Genomic DNA, 14,213 nt, shown 5'->3' on the forward strand with positions numbered 1-14,213 from the left:
CCGCAGGCCCACTGTCGGTCGGGTGCCCTAACCTGGCGCAACCACCTGCGGGGAAGGGAGTCCGATGACGAGGGAGCTGACGGCGTCCGAGGCGCTCGATCTGCGGATGACGAGTCTGCTGCTACGCCCGCACCCGAGCATCCGGCCCGGTGACGTCGCCGGGGTGGTCCAGTGGTTCGGCGCGATGCAGGCGCAGGATTTGGCGAGCGGCCTGTGGTCGTTGGGCGCGCGGCTGCCCGGGCAGAACGTCGTCGACGTGCAGGCGGCGCTGGAGCGACGCGAGGCACTGCGCACCTGGCCGATGCGGGGCACCGTTCACCTCGTCCCTCCCGCCGACGCCCGCTGGATGCTGGAGCTGACCGGCGTACGCTCGCTGGCTGGCGCGGCGACCCGGCGCGCGCAGCTCGGGCTCACCGAGACCGACGCGGACCGGGCGGTGGACGTCCTCGGCAGCGCCCTGGCCGGTGGCGGCCGGCTCACCCGCGCGCAGTGCCTCGCCGCCCTGCGCGCCGCCGGCATCGGGACCGACGGCCAGCGCGGCTACCACCTGCTGTGGTATGCGAGTGTCCGCGGGGTGACCTGCGTGGCACCGAACCTGGGCACCGAACAGACCTTCGCGCTGCTGGACGAGTGGGCGCCCGAGTCACGCCACCTGGAACGGGACGAGGCCCTGGCCCTGCTCGCCCACCGCTACGTCCGCGGGCACGGGCCGGTCACCGCCCGCGAGTTCGCCGGCTGGACGGGCCTCACCCTGACCGACGCGCGGCGCGGCCTGGCCGCCGCCGATGACCTGCTGAGCACGGTACGGGTCGACGGCGAGCCGATGCACGTCGACGCGGCGCTGGCCGACACCGCGCCTCCCCCGCTGGACGACATGATCGTGCTGCCGGGCTTCGACGAATACCTGCTCGGCTACCGGGACCGCTCGTTGATGCTCGACCCCGCGCACCAGGCGGCCGTGGTGCCCGGCAACAACGGCATCTTCCAGGCCACAGTGGTCCGCTCCGGGCGGGTGGTGGGCGTGTGGAAGCGCAAGGTCGGCCGCACCGCGGTCACCGTGACGGTCCAGCCGCTGACGACGCTCGACGCCGCGGCGCGGGCTCGGGTGGAGCAGGCGCTCGGACGGTACGCGGACTTCCTCGGGCTGCCTCCCCGCTTCGACTGGCTGACCTGACCGCGCCGCGTCAATCCTCGGTCGGAGCCCTGTTGGCCCGTCGCGGGCGGGCGGTGCTGAGCAGGTCGACGATCCGGGTCACCCGAGGATCCGAGCGGATCTCCGCAACGGTTATCGGCAGTGGCAGCCGCCAGTTCGGATACTCGTCCACAGTGCCCGGCATGTTGGGTTGGCGCACCTCGCCAAGCACGTCGTAGAGGGAGACGCCGAGCAACCGGGTCGGGCTGGCCGCGAGCGCGGCGTGCATCGCCACCACCACCTCGCCGTCGTCGGGTGTCGGAGCCGCACCGGGCGATGCTGGCTCGGCGGTCGGCGCCGGGTCGGGCAGCAGGCTCTCGGCACGCAGCATGTCCAGCAGCCGCTCCCGGTCGGTGGCGGCCCGGGCCCGCTCCACCGCCACGTCGGTGCCGAGCAGCTTCAACTCGTCGCGCACCCGGACGTGCTCGCCGGTCAGGAAACCCGGCGCGGTGGGCAGGTCGTGTGTGGAGATCGTGGCGAGGGCGTTGCGCGGCCAACGGGCCGGCGGGACGAACCCGCCGTCGTCGTCGCGAGCGAACCACAGCACTGTCGAGCCGAGCATGTTGCGCCCGCGCAGCCCACGGGTCACCGCGGGTTGGACGGTGCCGAGATCCTCCCCGACCACCACCGCGCCGGCCCGGTGCGCCTCCAGCGCGAGGATGCCGAGCATCGCCTCGGCGTCGTAGCGCACGTAGGTGCCCTCGGCCGCGCCGGCGCCCGGCGGCACCCACCACAGCCGCCACAGGCCGGCGACGTGGTCGACCCGCAGCCCACCCGCGTGTCGCAGGGTCCGGCGCAGCATGTCCCGGTAGGCCGCGTACCCGGTGGCGGCGAGCCGGTCGGGACGCCAGGCGGCGAGCCCCCAGTCCTGGCCGAGCTGGTTGAAGTCGTCCGGCGGCGCGCCGACCCGCACACCCTGGGCCAGCACGTCGGCGAGCTGCCAGCCGTCCGCGCCTCCGGGATCGATGCCGACGGCCAGGTCGTGCACCACGCCGACCGGCATTCCGGCCGCCCGGGCCGCCGCCGTCACGGCATCCAGTTGCTCGTCACACAGGTGCTGCAACCAGGCGTGGAAGGCCACCCGGTCGGCGAGCTGCCGACGCTGCTCGGCGACCGCCGGGGCGTCCGGGTGGTGCAGGCCCTCCGGCCAGGCACGCCAGTCGTTGCCGTGCCGCTCGGCGAGCGCGCACCAGGTGGCGAAGCTGGCCAGCGCCGGGTCCGCGGCAAGGTCGACCGGCTGGGCGTACGGGTGCAGCAGCTCCAGGGCGTGCCGCTTGGCGGCCCACACCTGGTCGTAGTCGATCAGATCCCCACGGTCGGGGCGCAGGGCGTCGACCACCGCCCGGGTGGCCGGGTCCGCCGCACGGTACGCGGCCGTGTCGCCGACCCGCAGGTACAGCGGGTTGACGAAGCGTCGACTGGCGGGCGAGTAGGGCGAGGCGGCGACCGGGTGCGCCGGCCCGACCGCGTGCAGCGGGTTGAGCAGCACCAGCCCCGCGCCCGTGTCACCGGCCCAACCGGTGAACTCGGCGAGATCGCCGAGGTCACCCATGCCCCACGAGTGTTCCGAGGTGAGCGCGTAGAGCTGGAGCATCCAACCCCAGGTGTGTGGCGGCACCGGCAGCCGACGGGGCACCACCACCAGCGTCGCCTCGCGGCCGGCGCAGGCCAACCGGTGCCAGCCCAACGGCAGGTCCCCCGGCAGCTCGCTGTCGACCGCGCGGCGGCCGCCGTCCTCCAGGGTGACGACACCCGGGCCGGGCAGTGCCCGGGTGGTGCCGTGGGCGACCACCACCGTCTCCGGCAGTGCGCCCCGGTCGACGGCACGGGCGGCGGTGAGCGCGTCGGCGATGGCGGCCGGGCTGGTGGCGTCCACACCGAGCAGCCCGAGCACGCCCACCACGGTCTCCGGTGCGACCTCGACACGGCGGTGCCGCCAGTCCTCGTACCAGGTGGACACGCCGTGCGCGTTCGCCAGCGCGGCCAGTCGTCGGTTCATCCCGCCCCCCGCCTCACGACTCGACCTCCGACCACCTTGCCACGACCGGACGCGCGGCGCAGGACACGGCGAGGGCCGGCGGGCGAACCCGCCGGCCCCACCACGCTGGACGCTGTCAGTCGTCGAGCGCCCCCGCCGCCCGACCGTCGCGCAGGGTCAGGTTGCGCCCGGTGGCCGGATCGAACAGGTGAATCTTCTCCAGGTTGAACCAGACCCGTCGCGACTGCCCCTCGGCGACCGCCGACTCCGCGGACAGCCGGGTCACCAGGTTGCCACCACCTCCGGCGAAGTCGGCGGCACCGGCGTCGGCGGCCAACTCCTCCAACTCGGCGGCGCTGGCCTTCTCGCCCTCCACGGTGAAGTAGACGTACTTGTCCGAGCCCATCGACTCGACGATGTCCACCGGCGCCTCGAACTCCATGCCCCGGCGACGGGTGTCGTCGTCGACCAGCTCGGCGTCCTCGAAGTGCTCGGGGCGGATGCCGAGGATCAGCTCCCGGGGCGCGTCGGCCGACTCCAGTTCCCGACGGATCCGGTCGCCGATCGGCACGTCACCCAGGGCGGTGTGCAGGCTGCCGTCCTGCACGGCGGCGTGCAGGAAATTCATCGACGGCGAGCCGATGAACCCGGCGACGAACAGGTTGCGCGGGTGGTCATACAGCTCCTGCGGTGGCCCGACCTGCTGCACCGCGCCACCGCGCATGATCACCACGCGGTCGCCGAGGGTCATCGCCTCGGTCTGGTCGTGGGTGACGTAGACGGTGGTGGTGCCGAGCTGCTTCTGCAACCGGGACACCACAGTGCGCATCTGCACCCGCAGCTTGGCGTCGAGGTTGGACAGCGGCTCGTCCATCAGGAACGCCTTGGGCTGCCGGACGATCGCGCGACCCATCGCGACCCGCTGGCGCTGACCGCCGGAGAGGTTGGCCGGCTTGCGGTCCAGCAGGGAGGTCAGCTCCAGCACCTTCGCCGCCTCGTCGACCTTCCGGTTGATGGTCTCCTTGTCCATCTTCGCCAGCCGCAGCGGGAACGCCATGTTCTCCCGCACTGTCATGTTCGGGTACAGCGCGTACGACTGGAACACCATGGCGATGTCCCGGTCCCGGGGCGCCTTGTCGTTGACCCGCTGCCCGGCGATGCGCAGCTCACCGGAGCTGATGTCCTCCAACCCGGCGATCATGTTGAGGGTGGTGGACTTTCCGCAGCCCGAGGGGCCGACCAGGATCACGAACTCGCCGTCGGCGATCTCCAGGTCGACGTCCTGCACGGCGACGGTCCCGTCCGGGAAACTCTTGCTCACCTTGTCCAGCACGATGTCAGCCATGACTACTCACCTATCCCTTGACTGCGCCGGAGGTCAGACCGGACACGATGCGGCGCTGGAAGAAGAGAACGAACAGGATGATCGGAACGGTGATCACCACGGCGGCGGCGCAGATCGCCCCGGTGGGGTCCTCGAACTGCGACTCGCCGGTGAAGAACGACAGGGCGACCGGCACCGTACGGGCGCGTTCGGTGGAGGTCAGCGTGATGGCGAACAGGAAGTCGTTCCAGCAGAAGATGAAGACCAGAATCGCCGTGGTGAACAACCCGGGCGCGGCCAGCGGCGCGATCACCCGCCGGAACGCCTGCCCCTGCGTGGCGCCGTCCATCTTCGCGGCCTTTTCCAGGTCCCACGGGATCTGCTTGAAGAACGCCGACAGCGTGTAGATCGCCAGCGGCAACGCGAAGGTGATGTACGGCAGGATCAGCCCGGGCCAGGTGTCGAAGAGGCCGAGTTGCCGCTCGATCTCGAACAGCGGCGACACCAGCGACACCTGCGGGAACATCGCGATCAGCAGGGAGACGCCGACCAGCAGCTTCTTGCCCGGGAAGTCCAGCCGGCTGATCGCGTACGCGGCCATCGCCCCGAGCACCACCGCGATCAGCGTGGCGATCAGCGCGATGCCGATGGAGTTGACCAGGGCCCGGACGAACTGGTCGGTGTCGAAGATGGTCTTGTAGTTGTCCAGCGTCCACTCCCGGGGGATGAACTTCCCGTCGGTGAGGGTGCCCGGCGTCTTGAACGACAACGACGCGATCCACAGCACCGGGACGAGCGCGAAGACGACCACCAGGACGTCCAGCAGCCCCCAGCGCACCTTCGCCCGGGTGGTGGTTTCGGTACCGGTGGCCATGTCAGCGCCTCTCCCCGTCGTCGCTGCCCGGGGCAGCGGTGCCGAACAGCTTCACGAAGACGAAGGCGATGATCGCCACGGTGATGAAGATCAGCACCGACATCGTCGAACCGATGCCGAGGTTGAGACCCCGGATCAGGTTGTTGTAGGCGAGCATCGACACCGACGACGTCTCGTTGCCGCCGGCGGTCAGCACGAAGATGTTGTCGAAGACGCGGAACGCGTCCAGGGTGCGGAACAGCAGCGCGACCAGGATCGCCGGCTTCATCACCGGCAACATGACCTTGGTGAACTTCTGCCAGGCGGTCGCGCCGTCGGTCGAGGCGGCCTTGAGCAGGTCCTCCGGCACCAGCGCCAGCCCGGCCATCAACAGCAGCGCCATGAACGGGGTGGTCTTCCAGATCTCCGCCAGCATGATGATCGCCAAGGAGCTGGCCCGCTCGGTGAGCGGCGCGCCGTCGCTGAACAGGTTGGCCAGGTACCCGGTCTCCGGCGTCCAGGCGTACCGCCAGGAGAACGCGGCGACCACGGTGACGATCCCGTAGGGAATGAGCGCCGAGGTTCGGACCAGGCCGCGCCCGATCAGGGTGCGGTGCATGATGATCGCCAGGCCCATGCCGAGCACCAGCTCGACGGCCACGGTGACCACCGTGATCAACGCCGTCACCCCGAACGCGGTCCACCAGAACTCGTTGGTGAGCACAGTGACGTAGTTGTCCAGCCCGATGAACTCGCGCTGGTCGGGAAAGCGCAGGTCGAAACGCTGCAACGACAACCAGACCGAATAGATGATCGGGTACGCGGTCACCAGGACCATGACCAACGCGGCGGGTGCGCAGAGAAGCAGACCCAACCGGCGTTCGGCCTTCTTGTTCTCACTCAACGGCCCCTTGCCACGGCCGCCGCGTTGCTTCGGGACGGTGGCGGGCCGGCCGGTGGAGCGGTCGGTCTCCTCGGCGGCGACATCGGCGCCCGTCGGCGTGGCGTTGATACTCACGGGGCCACCTTCCTTCGCGACTGCGGGGCTCGCAGGAACGGCTCACTCCTCGCGCTCACGGGGCCACCTTCCTTCGCGACTGCGGGGCTCGCAGGAACGGCTCACTCCTCGCGCTCACGGCAGCACCCCCTTCGACTGGAGGGCATCGGCGATGGCGCCACGCAGCTCGTCGGCGGTCTTCTGCGCGTTGATCGCCGACGGCGGGGACAGGATCGCCGACATCACCGTGGAGATGCTCTGGTAGGCGGGGGTCAACGGCCGGGTGGCCGGGTCCTTCAGCTCCTCCAGGATGGTGTCCTTCATCGGGTACGCCTCGGTCATCTCCGGCTCGTCGTAGACGGCTTCGATAGTGGGAGGCACACCGTCGTTGATGGCGGAGAACTTCTGGTGCTCGGCGCTGCGAATGCACCGGGCCGCCTCAAACGAAATCTCCGGGTGCTTGGAGTAGGAGCTGACCGCCAGGTTGACCCCACCGATGGTGACCTTGCTGGGGGTGCCCTCGTCGATGCCGGGGATCCGCGCCCAGCCGACCTGCTTGGCCAGCTCCGGGTTGGCCTCCTGCATGGCCGGGTAGACGAACGGCCAGTTCACCTGGAAAGCGCCGGAACCGGACTGGAACTCCAACCGGACCGGGTCCTCGGTGGCGTTGCTGAACGACGGCGAGGTCACGCCCGACGTGGCGAACTTCTTCAACTGCTCCAACGCCCGCACCGTGCCGTCGTCCATCACGGCCTGCTTACCGTCGTCGCTGAGGATCTTTCCGCCGGCACTCTCGGCCAGGGTGTTGTAGAGGACGACCAGACCCTCGTACTGGGCGCCCATGGTGAGCACCCGGTACGGCTTGTCCTGGTCCTTGAGCTGCTGGGCCGCGCTGATCATCTGGTCCCAGGTGGTCGGCGGCTGCGGCACGAGGTCCTTGCGGTACCAGAGCAACTGCACGTTGGTGTTCTTCGGTGCCGCGTACAGCTTGTCCTCGTAGCGGGCGGTGTCCAACGGCCCGGCGAGGGTGCCCTGCTCGACCTCGGCCTTGTCCTGGCCGGTCCACTCGCGGATCCAGTCGGCGCTGGCGAACTCCTGGGTCCACGTGACGTCCAGACCGAGCAGGTCCATGCCGCTGTCCTCGGCTGCGAGCCGGCGCACCATCTGCACCCGCTGGTCGTCGGCCTGCCGGGGCAGCACCCGGTAGGCGATCTCGTAGCGCCCCTGGGCCTGCGCGTTGCAGTCGTCGACGACCTTCTGCAGGTTCTGCTCCGGCGGGTAGTACAGGTTGAGCGTCGGTGGGCCACCAGCGTCGTCGGCGCCGCACGCGGCCAGCGGTGCGACCAGCGCCAGCGTGGCGGCCGCCGCCCCCAGCCGAACAATCGGCCGGCGTCGGTGTCGAGCCGTTTCGGGGTCCGTCATCGCCCTCCCCCTCTCTTCGGCGAAAACCGGGGAGGGGCCATCCGTGCCCCGGCGCACGGCGAGACGATTCCGGGCCAGTGAGCTGCGGAAACACCCCGACCCGGATGCTCCGTGCGGCTACTCTGCCCCACCTGCGGAGTCGCGAAACCTGGCTGTCACACCGAGAGTGCGCACAGCGACCGGCCCTGTGTGCCCTGCGCCCCGACACCGCTCATGATCGACTCGGCCGCCCTGATCCGACGGGGTGCCTGATCCACTTTCCGGGATGAACAACAGCGGGCCGAGCGTCAGCCCCGGGCCCTGGCCCAGGAGAGGAAGCGCTCGGTCATCCTGGTCGGTGGATGATCCGGGTGGAGTTGGGTGAGCTGGTTCGTCGCCTCGTGCATCAGAGTGCCGAGGTAGATCAGCAGTGCGGTCCGGCTGGCCCGGTACTCCGTCAGCAGAGCGAGCTTGGCCGGTTGGCAGGGCCACTCGGTGCCACAGTTCCGGCACCGCCAGAGCGGGCGCATGGCGACGTGCGGGACGGGCGGCCGGACCACCATCACCGCCACCGCGCCGAGGGCTGCTGGACTATCGAGGTGAGCACATCGACCTCCTCGGGGACGGGGAAGGGGCCGCTCCCGCAAGGGGGAAACGGGAGCGACCCCCGAGGGCAGGGCCCGCCGCCGCCATTCCGGCCACCGGCGGACCCGCCACTGGTGACAGTGTGGTGATGAGGCGACTACCGTCGATACGTGCTCGCGCCATTTGTGCAGCTCAGCGGTCCAGGTGAGCACCCCTGAGGGACACGCCGAGCCAGACTGAGCGAAGGTTGGGGAATCGATGGGGACGGTCACCGACTACGTACTGGAGGAACTGCGTCTGTTCCGGACGGGGTTCGGGCTCAGTCAGGACGACTTCGGCAGGGGCATCGGTTATTCGGGTTCGCACGTCAGCTCGGTGGAGACCGGCGGGCGACCGCCCACGAAGGAGTACATGAGGGCGGTCGACACCCACCACCAGACCGGCGGACGTTTCCTCCGCATGCTGGACGGGTTGGCCCGGCTCGACGCCGAGCCGGCCTGGCTCCGCGAGTGGATCGAGTTCGAGCGGGAGGCGACCACGCTGCGCTGGTTCGAGCTGGCGTACGTGCCGGGCCTGCTTCAGACCGAGCGGTACGCCCGCGCCACGCTGGCCGGTGGCCGGTTCGACGCCGAGGATGTGGACCGGATCGTCGCCTCCCGGCTGGAGCGCCAGGCGATCCTGCAACGCCCACGCCCGCCACAGCTCATCGCCGTGCTGGACGAGGCGGTGCTGCGCCGGCCGGTGCTCGACCAGCCGGGTCTCATGGTCGAGCAGTGCGAGCCCCTGGCCCAGTTGGCGACGGCGGAGCATATCCAGGTGCACATCGTGCCTGTGGATGCTGGGATGTACCTGGGGATGGGCGGTCAGTTCATCATCGCCGAGATGCCCGACGGTGAGCGCGTGACCTATGCCGACAACCAGCTCACCGCGCAGATCGTCGATGCACCGGCCGACGTCGCTAAGCTGGCGAAGACGTGGGAGATCGTGCGGAACGAGGCGCTCCCCCGCCGGCAGTCAACCGAGCTGATCAAGGGAGTGGCGAAGTCATGGGCATGTTGACCCCACAGTGGCGGAAGTCGACCCGGTCCGGCGGCAACGGCGGGTCCTGCGTCGAGGTCGCCGACAACCTGCCGAGCGTGGTGCTGGTGCGCGACACCAAGGACCGCGACGGCGGCACCCTGCACGTCGATCCGACGGCCTGGAAGGCGTTCGTCGCGTACGCCAAGCAGCACTGAACCTGAACTCGGAGAAGCTCCCTCTGCCTAAGGCATTCTCCCCCGGATCTGCAGATCTTGGACAGTTTCCCGTTATGACAGACAGCTATGACAGAACGGAAACTGTCCAAGATCTACCCTGAAAGGTCCCGCGACCGCCGGCAGTCACTTCGATGACGAACTACCGTCCCGACCCTCGGACAGCAGCGGCCGAAGCCTCAGTTCGCTATCGCCGCTCCCTGCGTCTCTCGCTGCACGCCCGGACGGGCGAGCCGGATCGCGGCACCCGCGAGCACGGCACCGGCGATGGCCAGGGCGAGAATCTGCCAGGCCGGCCCCAACGGGTAATAGGGGCCGGGTGTGAATGCGCTGTGCACGGTGAAAACCGGACCGACGTCTCCGTGATCCCGGAATGCCCGCAGCACGTTGCCGTACAGGGCTACTGCCGGCAGAGCGAGCGCGACCAGCGCGACGGCGCAGAGCCCGGCGGCGGCGCGCCGTCGTTCGGCCGACGCGTCCACGATCCGGTAGGCGAGGGCCGCTGCGAACAGCCACCCGAGGACAAGTCCGATCAGGATGCCCGTCACGATCAGAGGTAAGAACATGGGCCTGCTCTGCGCCCAGCCGTCGAGGTGGACAGAGCCGTGGTCGGCGGTGAGGTAGCCCCGCACCTGGAGTGTCAGCCCGTTCGAGTTGGCGCTGAACGTTGAGTTGCGCATCGGAAGGTCGACGAAGGATTTGGTGTCACTGTTGAACGCGACCGCTTTGCCGCCGAGCGGCGTGATGTCGGAGACCGACCAGCCGTCAGCCGCGAACCGCTGCCGGGCCTTCTCAGCGTCCCAGGCGCCATCGACTTCGGTAGTCGTCGAGATCGACTCCTCCAGCCACGGTGACGCGACACGCAGCTGGACGGAATCGCTGGCGGCACCGCTGGCCCGCTGGGCCAGGCTGGCGATCGTGGCGTCGTCGGGCAGGTCCGCGAACGTCTGGGAACCTGCCCACGACCCGGCGGCCCCACCGAACGCGCCCATTGTCAGGGCGAGGAGGACCGCCGCGATCACCCCGAGCGGCCGGCGTGCGGGGAGCCGGAGCCGGTGGCGCATGCCGCTGGCGAGCAGGTGCAGGGCCTCCCCGGGCCGAGGGCGGCGCTGCCCGGGGGCCGCCATCTCAAGGAGCGTCGTGATCATCTCGGTGCCGTACCGCTGCCGGTGCCGGCCTGGGTACGCCAGCAGCAGCTTCCGGTAGTGGCGTTCGAGACCGTGATCGTCGGTCGACCAGGTGGCGGCGGTCATGCGATCACCGTCCCGAAGCCCAGAGCACCACCGAGGCGCTTGCTCAGCTGGGTGTCGGCCGCCGTGGCATGCCGACGCAACCGCTCGGCCTGGGTTTGCAGGGCGGCCGCTCCCGCCTCGTTGAGCCGGTAGTAGCGACGCAGCCTCCCGTCGACGGCCTCCTCCCGGTCAACCTCGATCAGATGTTGCTCAACCAGGCGGTCGAGTGCGCCGTAGAGGGTGCCAGGCCGCAGCTTGACGTCGCCCGCCGACAACTCCTCCACCGCCTGTACGACCCCATAGCCATGCAAGGGCTGCGCGGCCAGAGCGGTGAGGATGAGGAAGGTAGATTCATGCATGAGCGCATAGTACTTGCGACGTTATATAACGGCAAGGATCCTATTCAGAATCGCTCCAGCCCCGAACCTTCTGCCCGGACATGTTCGCCCGGACCGGACCAGGCATGCTGGAACGATGATCGCGCGCTTCAAGGACCTCTGTCTGGACGCCGCCGACCCGCTCGCCCTGGGCGCCTTCTGGGCCCGGATGCTCGACGGTGACGTGGCCGATGCCGGCGACGGCGACACCCGGGTGGACCCGCGCTCGGCGCGCTCGAACGCCGAGTCGATCTGGGTGAACCGGGTGCCCGAGCCGAGGGTCGGCAAGACCCGCGTACACCTGGATCTGCGGTTGGCCGACGCGGACCCGGCGGCGCTGCTCGCGGACGGCGCCCGACTGGTCCGCGAGCCGAGCGGCGAGGTGACCTGGTGGGTGCTGGAAGACCCGGAGGGCAACCCGTTCTGTGCGTTCCCGGCTCGCGACGGCGCCCGGCCGGGCCCGTTCGAGCTGGTCGTCGACTCGATCGACCCGGTCGCGCAGGCGACCTGGTGGGCCGGGGTCGTCGGCGGCACCGTCGAGGACGAGGGGACCCACGCGGGGGTGGTCGGCGCGTCCGGGTTCCCCTGGGACTACTGGGTGTTCGCCGGGGTGCCCGAGCCGAAGACGGTCAAGAACCGGCTGCACTGGGACGTCGACCTGGTCGACCCGGAGCCGACCGCGCTGCTCGCCGCGGGTGCGACAGTGCTGCGGGAGCCGGTCGACAAGGCCCACTGGTGGTGGGTGCTGGCCGACCCGGAGGGCAACGAGTTCTGCGCCTTCACGCCGCGCCCAACCGGGTGAACGACCGACTACCGAGCGCGGGCGACGTCAGCTAGCGTTTTCCTAGCGCCGCAGTCAGCGCGTTCGCCGCCGCCGTCGACACGCCTCCGGCCGACCCCAGCCTGCCCGATCGGTTGGTAATCGCGGGAACGTCCCACCGCCGCTGCCCCGGTTCGGCAGGATCGTCCCAACGAGGAGGTGCCGTCGTGCAGGACACCCGCGCTCTCGCCCTGACGTTCGAGGTGAGCGGCCTGCCACCGGTCAAGACCGAAGCGTTGTCCATCTTCGCCGCCGGGCATCGGCAGGCGACGAGGGTTCGCACCCTGCTCCAGGCCGCTCTCACCGCGGCCCAGCGCACCGGCTGGACGCCGTTGCCCGGGCCGATCGAGGTGGACCTGGTCCTGCGCTGCCCGCCCGGGCACCGTACGGCCGACGCCAGCACCCTGCTCGGCGGCGTCTGCGCGGTGTTGCAGGACAAGAAGCGGGTGTCGTCCATCGGCCTCACCCACCTCGGCGTCCTGGTGGACGTCGCCCTCTACGCCGACGACCGGCAGATCCGCCGATTGTCGTACCACGAGGAGCCGGCGGAGGACTTTTCGTACCAGGTGCGGGTCGCCGCCGCACCGACCGGGGTTTGACCGACGTCCGCGGTGGGGTACCGCGGACGCCGACGAAGGGAGCACCGATGTCGGAGCCACATGTCACGCTCGACCCCCGCGGGCTCGACCCTGTGCAGCAGAAGCTGCGGGGCCCGCTGGAGGACCAGCTGACCTCGGCGCTTCAGGCGGCCACCGACCGGATCCGCAGCGGTTACGCCGGTGAGCCGGTCGAGCAGGTCTGCCAGCGACTGTTGGAGGAGACCCGCTCCGGGTTGCATCCCGACATCGCGGCCGGGTTCAACCCGGACATGGACGAGTTCTGCAAAGTGGCGGTGGCGATCGTCCGGGGAGGCGAGGTTTCCTGAGCTGGTGCGCCGCGACGCGTTGATGGTCGGCAGACCGGCCACGAAACCCCTCTCCGCCCCGGAGCGGGGCTCTGTCGACACGAGGGCCGCCCGGCGCCGTAGCGCGGGCGGCCCGTCGGGAGGCGGTGGACGTCAGTAGCGGCCGAGCTGGGCGTAGGGGCTGAGCACGATGCGCGGCGACAGCGTCGGGTCCAGCCAGCTCAGCACGTCGACCAGGTTGTCGTGGGAGAGGGACACGCAGCCGGCGGTGGCGTTGCCGGCGCTGGTGCTGAACTGGTGCAGGAAGATGCCGCTGCCCGCGTTCGGCACCGGCTGCGCCACGTTCGGCACCATGTTGTAGGTGATCACCGCGAAGTGGGTGTACGCCGGCACCTCCGTCCACAACGCCTCACTGGCCCCGCCGGGGTTGGTCGAGGTGTGCTGGAAGGAGTTGTACTGCGCGGACGCCGGGTTCTCGTTCCACCAGTCGCCACTGACCAGACGGTGGTACGGGTAGCGGACGCCCGGGTTCGCGGCGATGCCGTACATGGTCGGGCCGATGGAGTAGACCCCGGTCGGCGTGGTCGGCACACCCTCGACGTGGTTGTCGCTGAAGCCCTTCGAGCCGATCCGGGCGGGCAACGACGCCGAAGCTGGCTGCCAGCGACCCCTGACCTTCACGTACGCCTCCAGGGTGGCGTAGGTGGTGGTGTAGCTGGTGGAGCCGACGACGATGACCTGCTTCGTCTGCGTCGGCAGGGTGGTCAGCCGGGCGGCCAGGTTACGGCGCGGCACGGTCGGCCTGGTGGAGTGCGGAACCGGCGCCGTGCCCCAGGCCGGCCGCGGCCGGGTCGCCCCGAGCGCGGGAGCCGTCGGGGCGAGCACGGCCGGTGCCACCAGGCCCACAGCAGTGCCGAGCAGGAGGGATCTACGCTTCATTCCGTCATCCTGACAGTCGGCCCGGCTCACGGTCTGCCCCGCTCACCGGTGATGATCGATTCGTGGGCCGGATCAGGACCGGGTCCGCAACTACCCGGCCCTGACCCCCGGCTGCCCGGCAGAGGAGCGGACAGCTACGGCGCCCCGCCGCTCGGGCGTGGCACGGGGCCACGCGCGGCACCGGGGACAGCCGGCCGCTCTGCACTCAGCTCCACGGTGCCCAACCCGCCGAACGCCGGTGCGCCCCGACACACCTCGAAGGGTCGTGGACGCCGGCCCAGGCTAGGCGGGGCCGCGACGGCCGGACAAGCCGAGCCGTACGGCCCGGGGCGTGACTTACCCCAAGGTGAAAAACCGG

Annotated in this window: 15 protein-coding genes; 6 read left to right on the forward strand and 9 right to left on the reverse strand. The window is 70.2% G+C overall.

From position 1 onward, the window contains the following. The first annotated feature begins 64 nt into the window (after window positions 1-64). Window positions 65-1,174: a winged helix DNA-binding domain-containing protein gene (locus AC3CF1_RS08965; RefSeq protein WP_354981033.1), complete on the forward strand. Its 1,110-nt coding sequence runs from the start codon at window positions 65-67 to the stop codon at window positions 1,172-1,174. A 10-nt stretch (window positions 1,175-1,184) separates the two neighbouring features. Here AC3CF1_RS08965 and malQ read toward each other — a convergent pair whose 3' ends face one another. From malQ to AC3CF1_RS08995, 6 genes are all read right to left on the reverse strand, one after another. Beyond that, window positions 1,185-3,191, reverse strand: a complete 2,007-nt coding sequence (gene malQ / locus AC3CF1_RS08970) for a 4-alpha-glucanotransferase (RefSeq protein WP_488450082.1) — start codon at window positions 3,189-3,191, stop codon at window positions 1,185-1,187. 115 nt (window positions 3,192-3,306) lie between these two features. Next, on the reverse strand, window positions 3,307-4,515 hold the full coding sequence (locus AC3CF1_RS08975) for an ABC transporter ATP-binding protein (RefSeq protein ID WP_088949121.1): 1,209 nt from the start codon (window positions 4,513-4,515) through the stop codon (window positions 3,307-3,309). A gap of 10 nt (window positions 4,516-4,525) precedes the next feature. Then, on the reverse strand, window positions 4,526-5,368 hold the full coding sequence (locus AC3CF1_RS08980) for a carbohydrate ABC transporter permease (protein ID WP_354981035.1): 843 nt from the start codon (window positions 5,366-5,368) through the stop codon (window positions 4,526-4,528). A gap of 1 nt (window position 5,369) precedes the next feature. Further along, window positions 5,370-6,365 (reverse strand): carbohydrate ABC transporter permease, encoded by a 996-nt coding sequence (locus AC3CF1_RS08985; protein ID WP_354981036.1) that lies wholly within the window; start codon window positions 6,363-6,365, stop codon window positions 5,370-5,372. A 114-nt stretch (window positions 6,366-6,479) separates the two neighbouring features. Further along, complete coding sequence (locus AC3CF1_RS08990) at window positions 6,480-7,766, reverse strand: ABC transporter substrate-binding protein (protein WP_488450083.1); 1,287 nt, start codon at window positions 7,764-7,766, stop codon at window positions 6,480-6,482. A gap of 287 nt (window positions 7,767-8,053) precedes the next feature. Further along, window positions 8,054-8,308: a flavin reductase gene (locus AC3CF1_RS08995; protein WP_328376252.1), complete on the reverse strand. Its 255-nt coding sequence runs from the start codon at window positions 8,306-8,308 to the stop codon at window positions 8,054-8,056. Between the two features lie 280 nt (window positions 8,309-8,588). Between AC3CF1_RS08995 and AC3CF1_RS09000 the strand changes: the two genes are divergently transcribed. Then, window positions 8,589-9,389 carry a helix-turn-helix domain-containing protein gene (locus tag AC3CF1_RS09000; protein ID WP_488450084.1) on the forward strand — a complete coding sequence of 267 codons (801 nt, stop codon included), beginning with the start codon at window positions 8,589-8,591 and terminating at the stop codon, window positions 9,387-9,389. Further along, window positions 9,383-9,565, forward strand: coding sequence for a DUF397 domain-containing protein (locus AC3CF1_RS09005; RefSeq protein ID WP_112583309.1), 183 nt, complete (start codon window positions 9,383-9,385; stop codon window positions 9,563-9,565). The genes AC3CF1_RS09000 and AC3CF1_RS09005 overlap by 7 nt, the downstream gene beginning before the upstream one ends. Before the next feature lie 197 nt (window positions 9,566-9,762). Here AC3CF1_RS09005 and AC3CF1_RS09010 read toward each other — a convergent pair whose 3' ends face one another. Further along, window positions 9,763-10,836 (reverse strand): hypothetical protein, encoded by a 1,074-nt coding sequence (locus AC3CF1_RS09010; RefSeq protein WP_488450085.1) that lies wholly within the window; start codon window positions 10,834-10,836, stop codon window positions 9,763-9,765. Then, complete coding sequence (locus AC3CF1_RS09015) at window positions 10,833-11,174, reverse strand: PadR family transcriptional regulator (RefSeq protein ID WP_396679363.1); 342 nt, start codon at window positions 11,172-11,174, stop codon at window positions 10,833-10,835. Before AC3CF1_RS09015 ends, AC3CF1_RS09010 begins: the two co-directional genes overlap by 4 nt. Before the next feature lie 115 nt (window positions 11,175-11,289). On the opposite strand from AC3CF1_RS09015, the gene AC3CF1_RS09020 reads away from it, so the two are divergent. From AC3CF1_RS09020 to AC3CF1_RS09030, 3 genes are all read left to right on the forward strand, one after another. Further along, window positions 11,290-11,994, forward strand: a complete 705-nt coding sequence (locus tag AC3CF1_RS09020) for a VOC family protein (protein ID WP_210926221.1) — start codon at window positions 11,290-11,292, stop codon at window positions 11,992-11,994. Between the two features lie 185 nt (window positions 11,995-12,179). Then, a complete protein-coding gene (locus AC3CF1_RS09025) occupies window positions 12,180-12,611 on the forward strand; it encodes a RusA family crossover junction endodeoxyribonuclease (RefSeq protein WP_354981042.1) in 432 nt (143 codons plus the stop codon). A gap of 47 nt (window positions 12,612-12,658) precedes the next feature. Further along, on the forward strand, window positions 12,659-12,937 hold the full coding sequence (locus AC3CF1_RS09030; protein WP_210795617.1) for a hypothetical protein: 279 nt from the start codon (window positions 12,659-12,661) through the stop codon (window positions 12,935-12,937). A gap of 132 nt (window positions 12,938-13,069) precedes the next feature. On the opposite strand, the gene AC3CF1_RS09035 is transcribed toward AC3CF1_RS09030, so the two are convergent. Beyond that, window positions 13,070-13,855 carry a L,D-transpeptidase family protein gene (locus AC3CF1_RS09035; RefSeq protein WP_488450086.1) on the reverse strand — a complete coding sequence of 262 codons (786 nt, stop codon included), beginning with the start codon at window positions 13,853-13,855 and terminating at the stop codon, window positions 13,070-13,072. Window positions 13,856-14,213 lie beyond the last annotated feature (358 nt).

The sequence above is a fragment of the Micromonospora sp. MGP-C2 genome, from assembly GCF_057766525.1.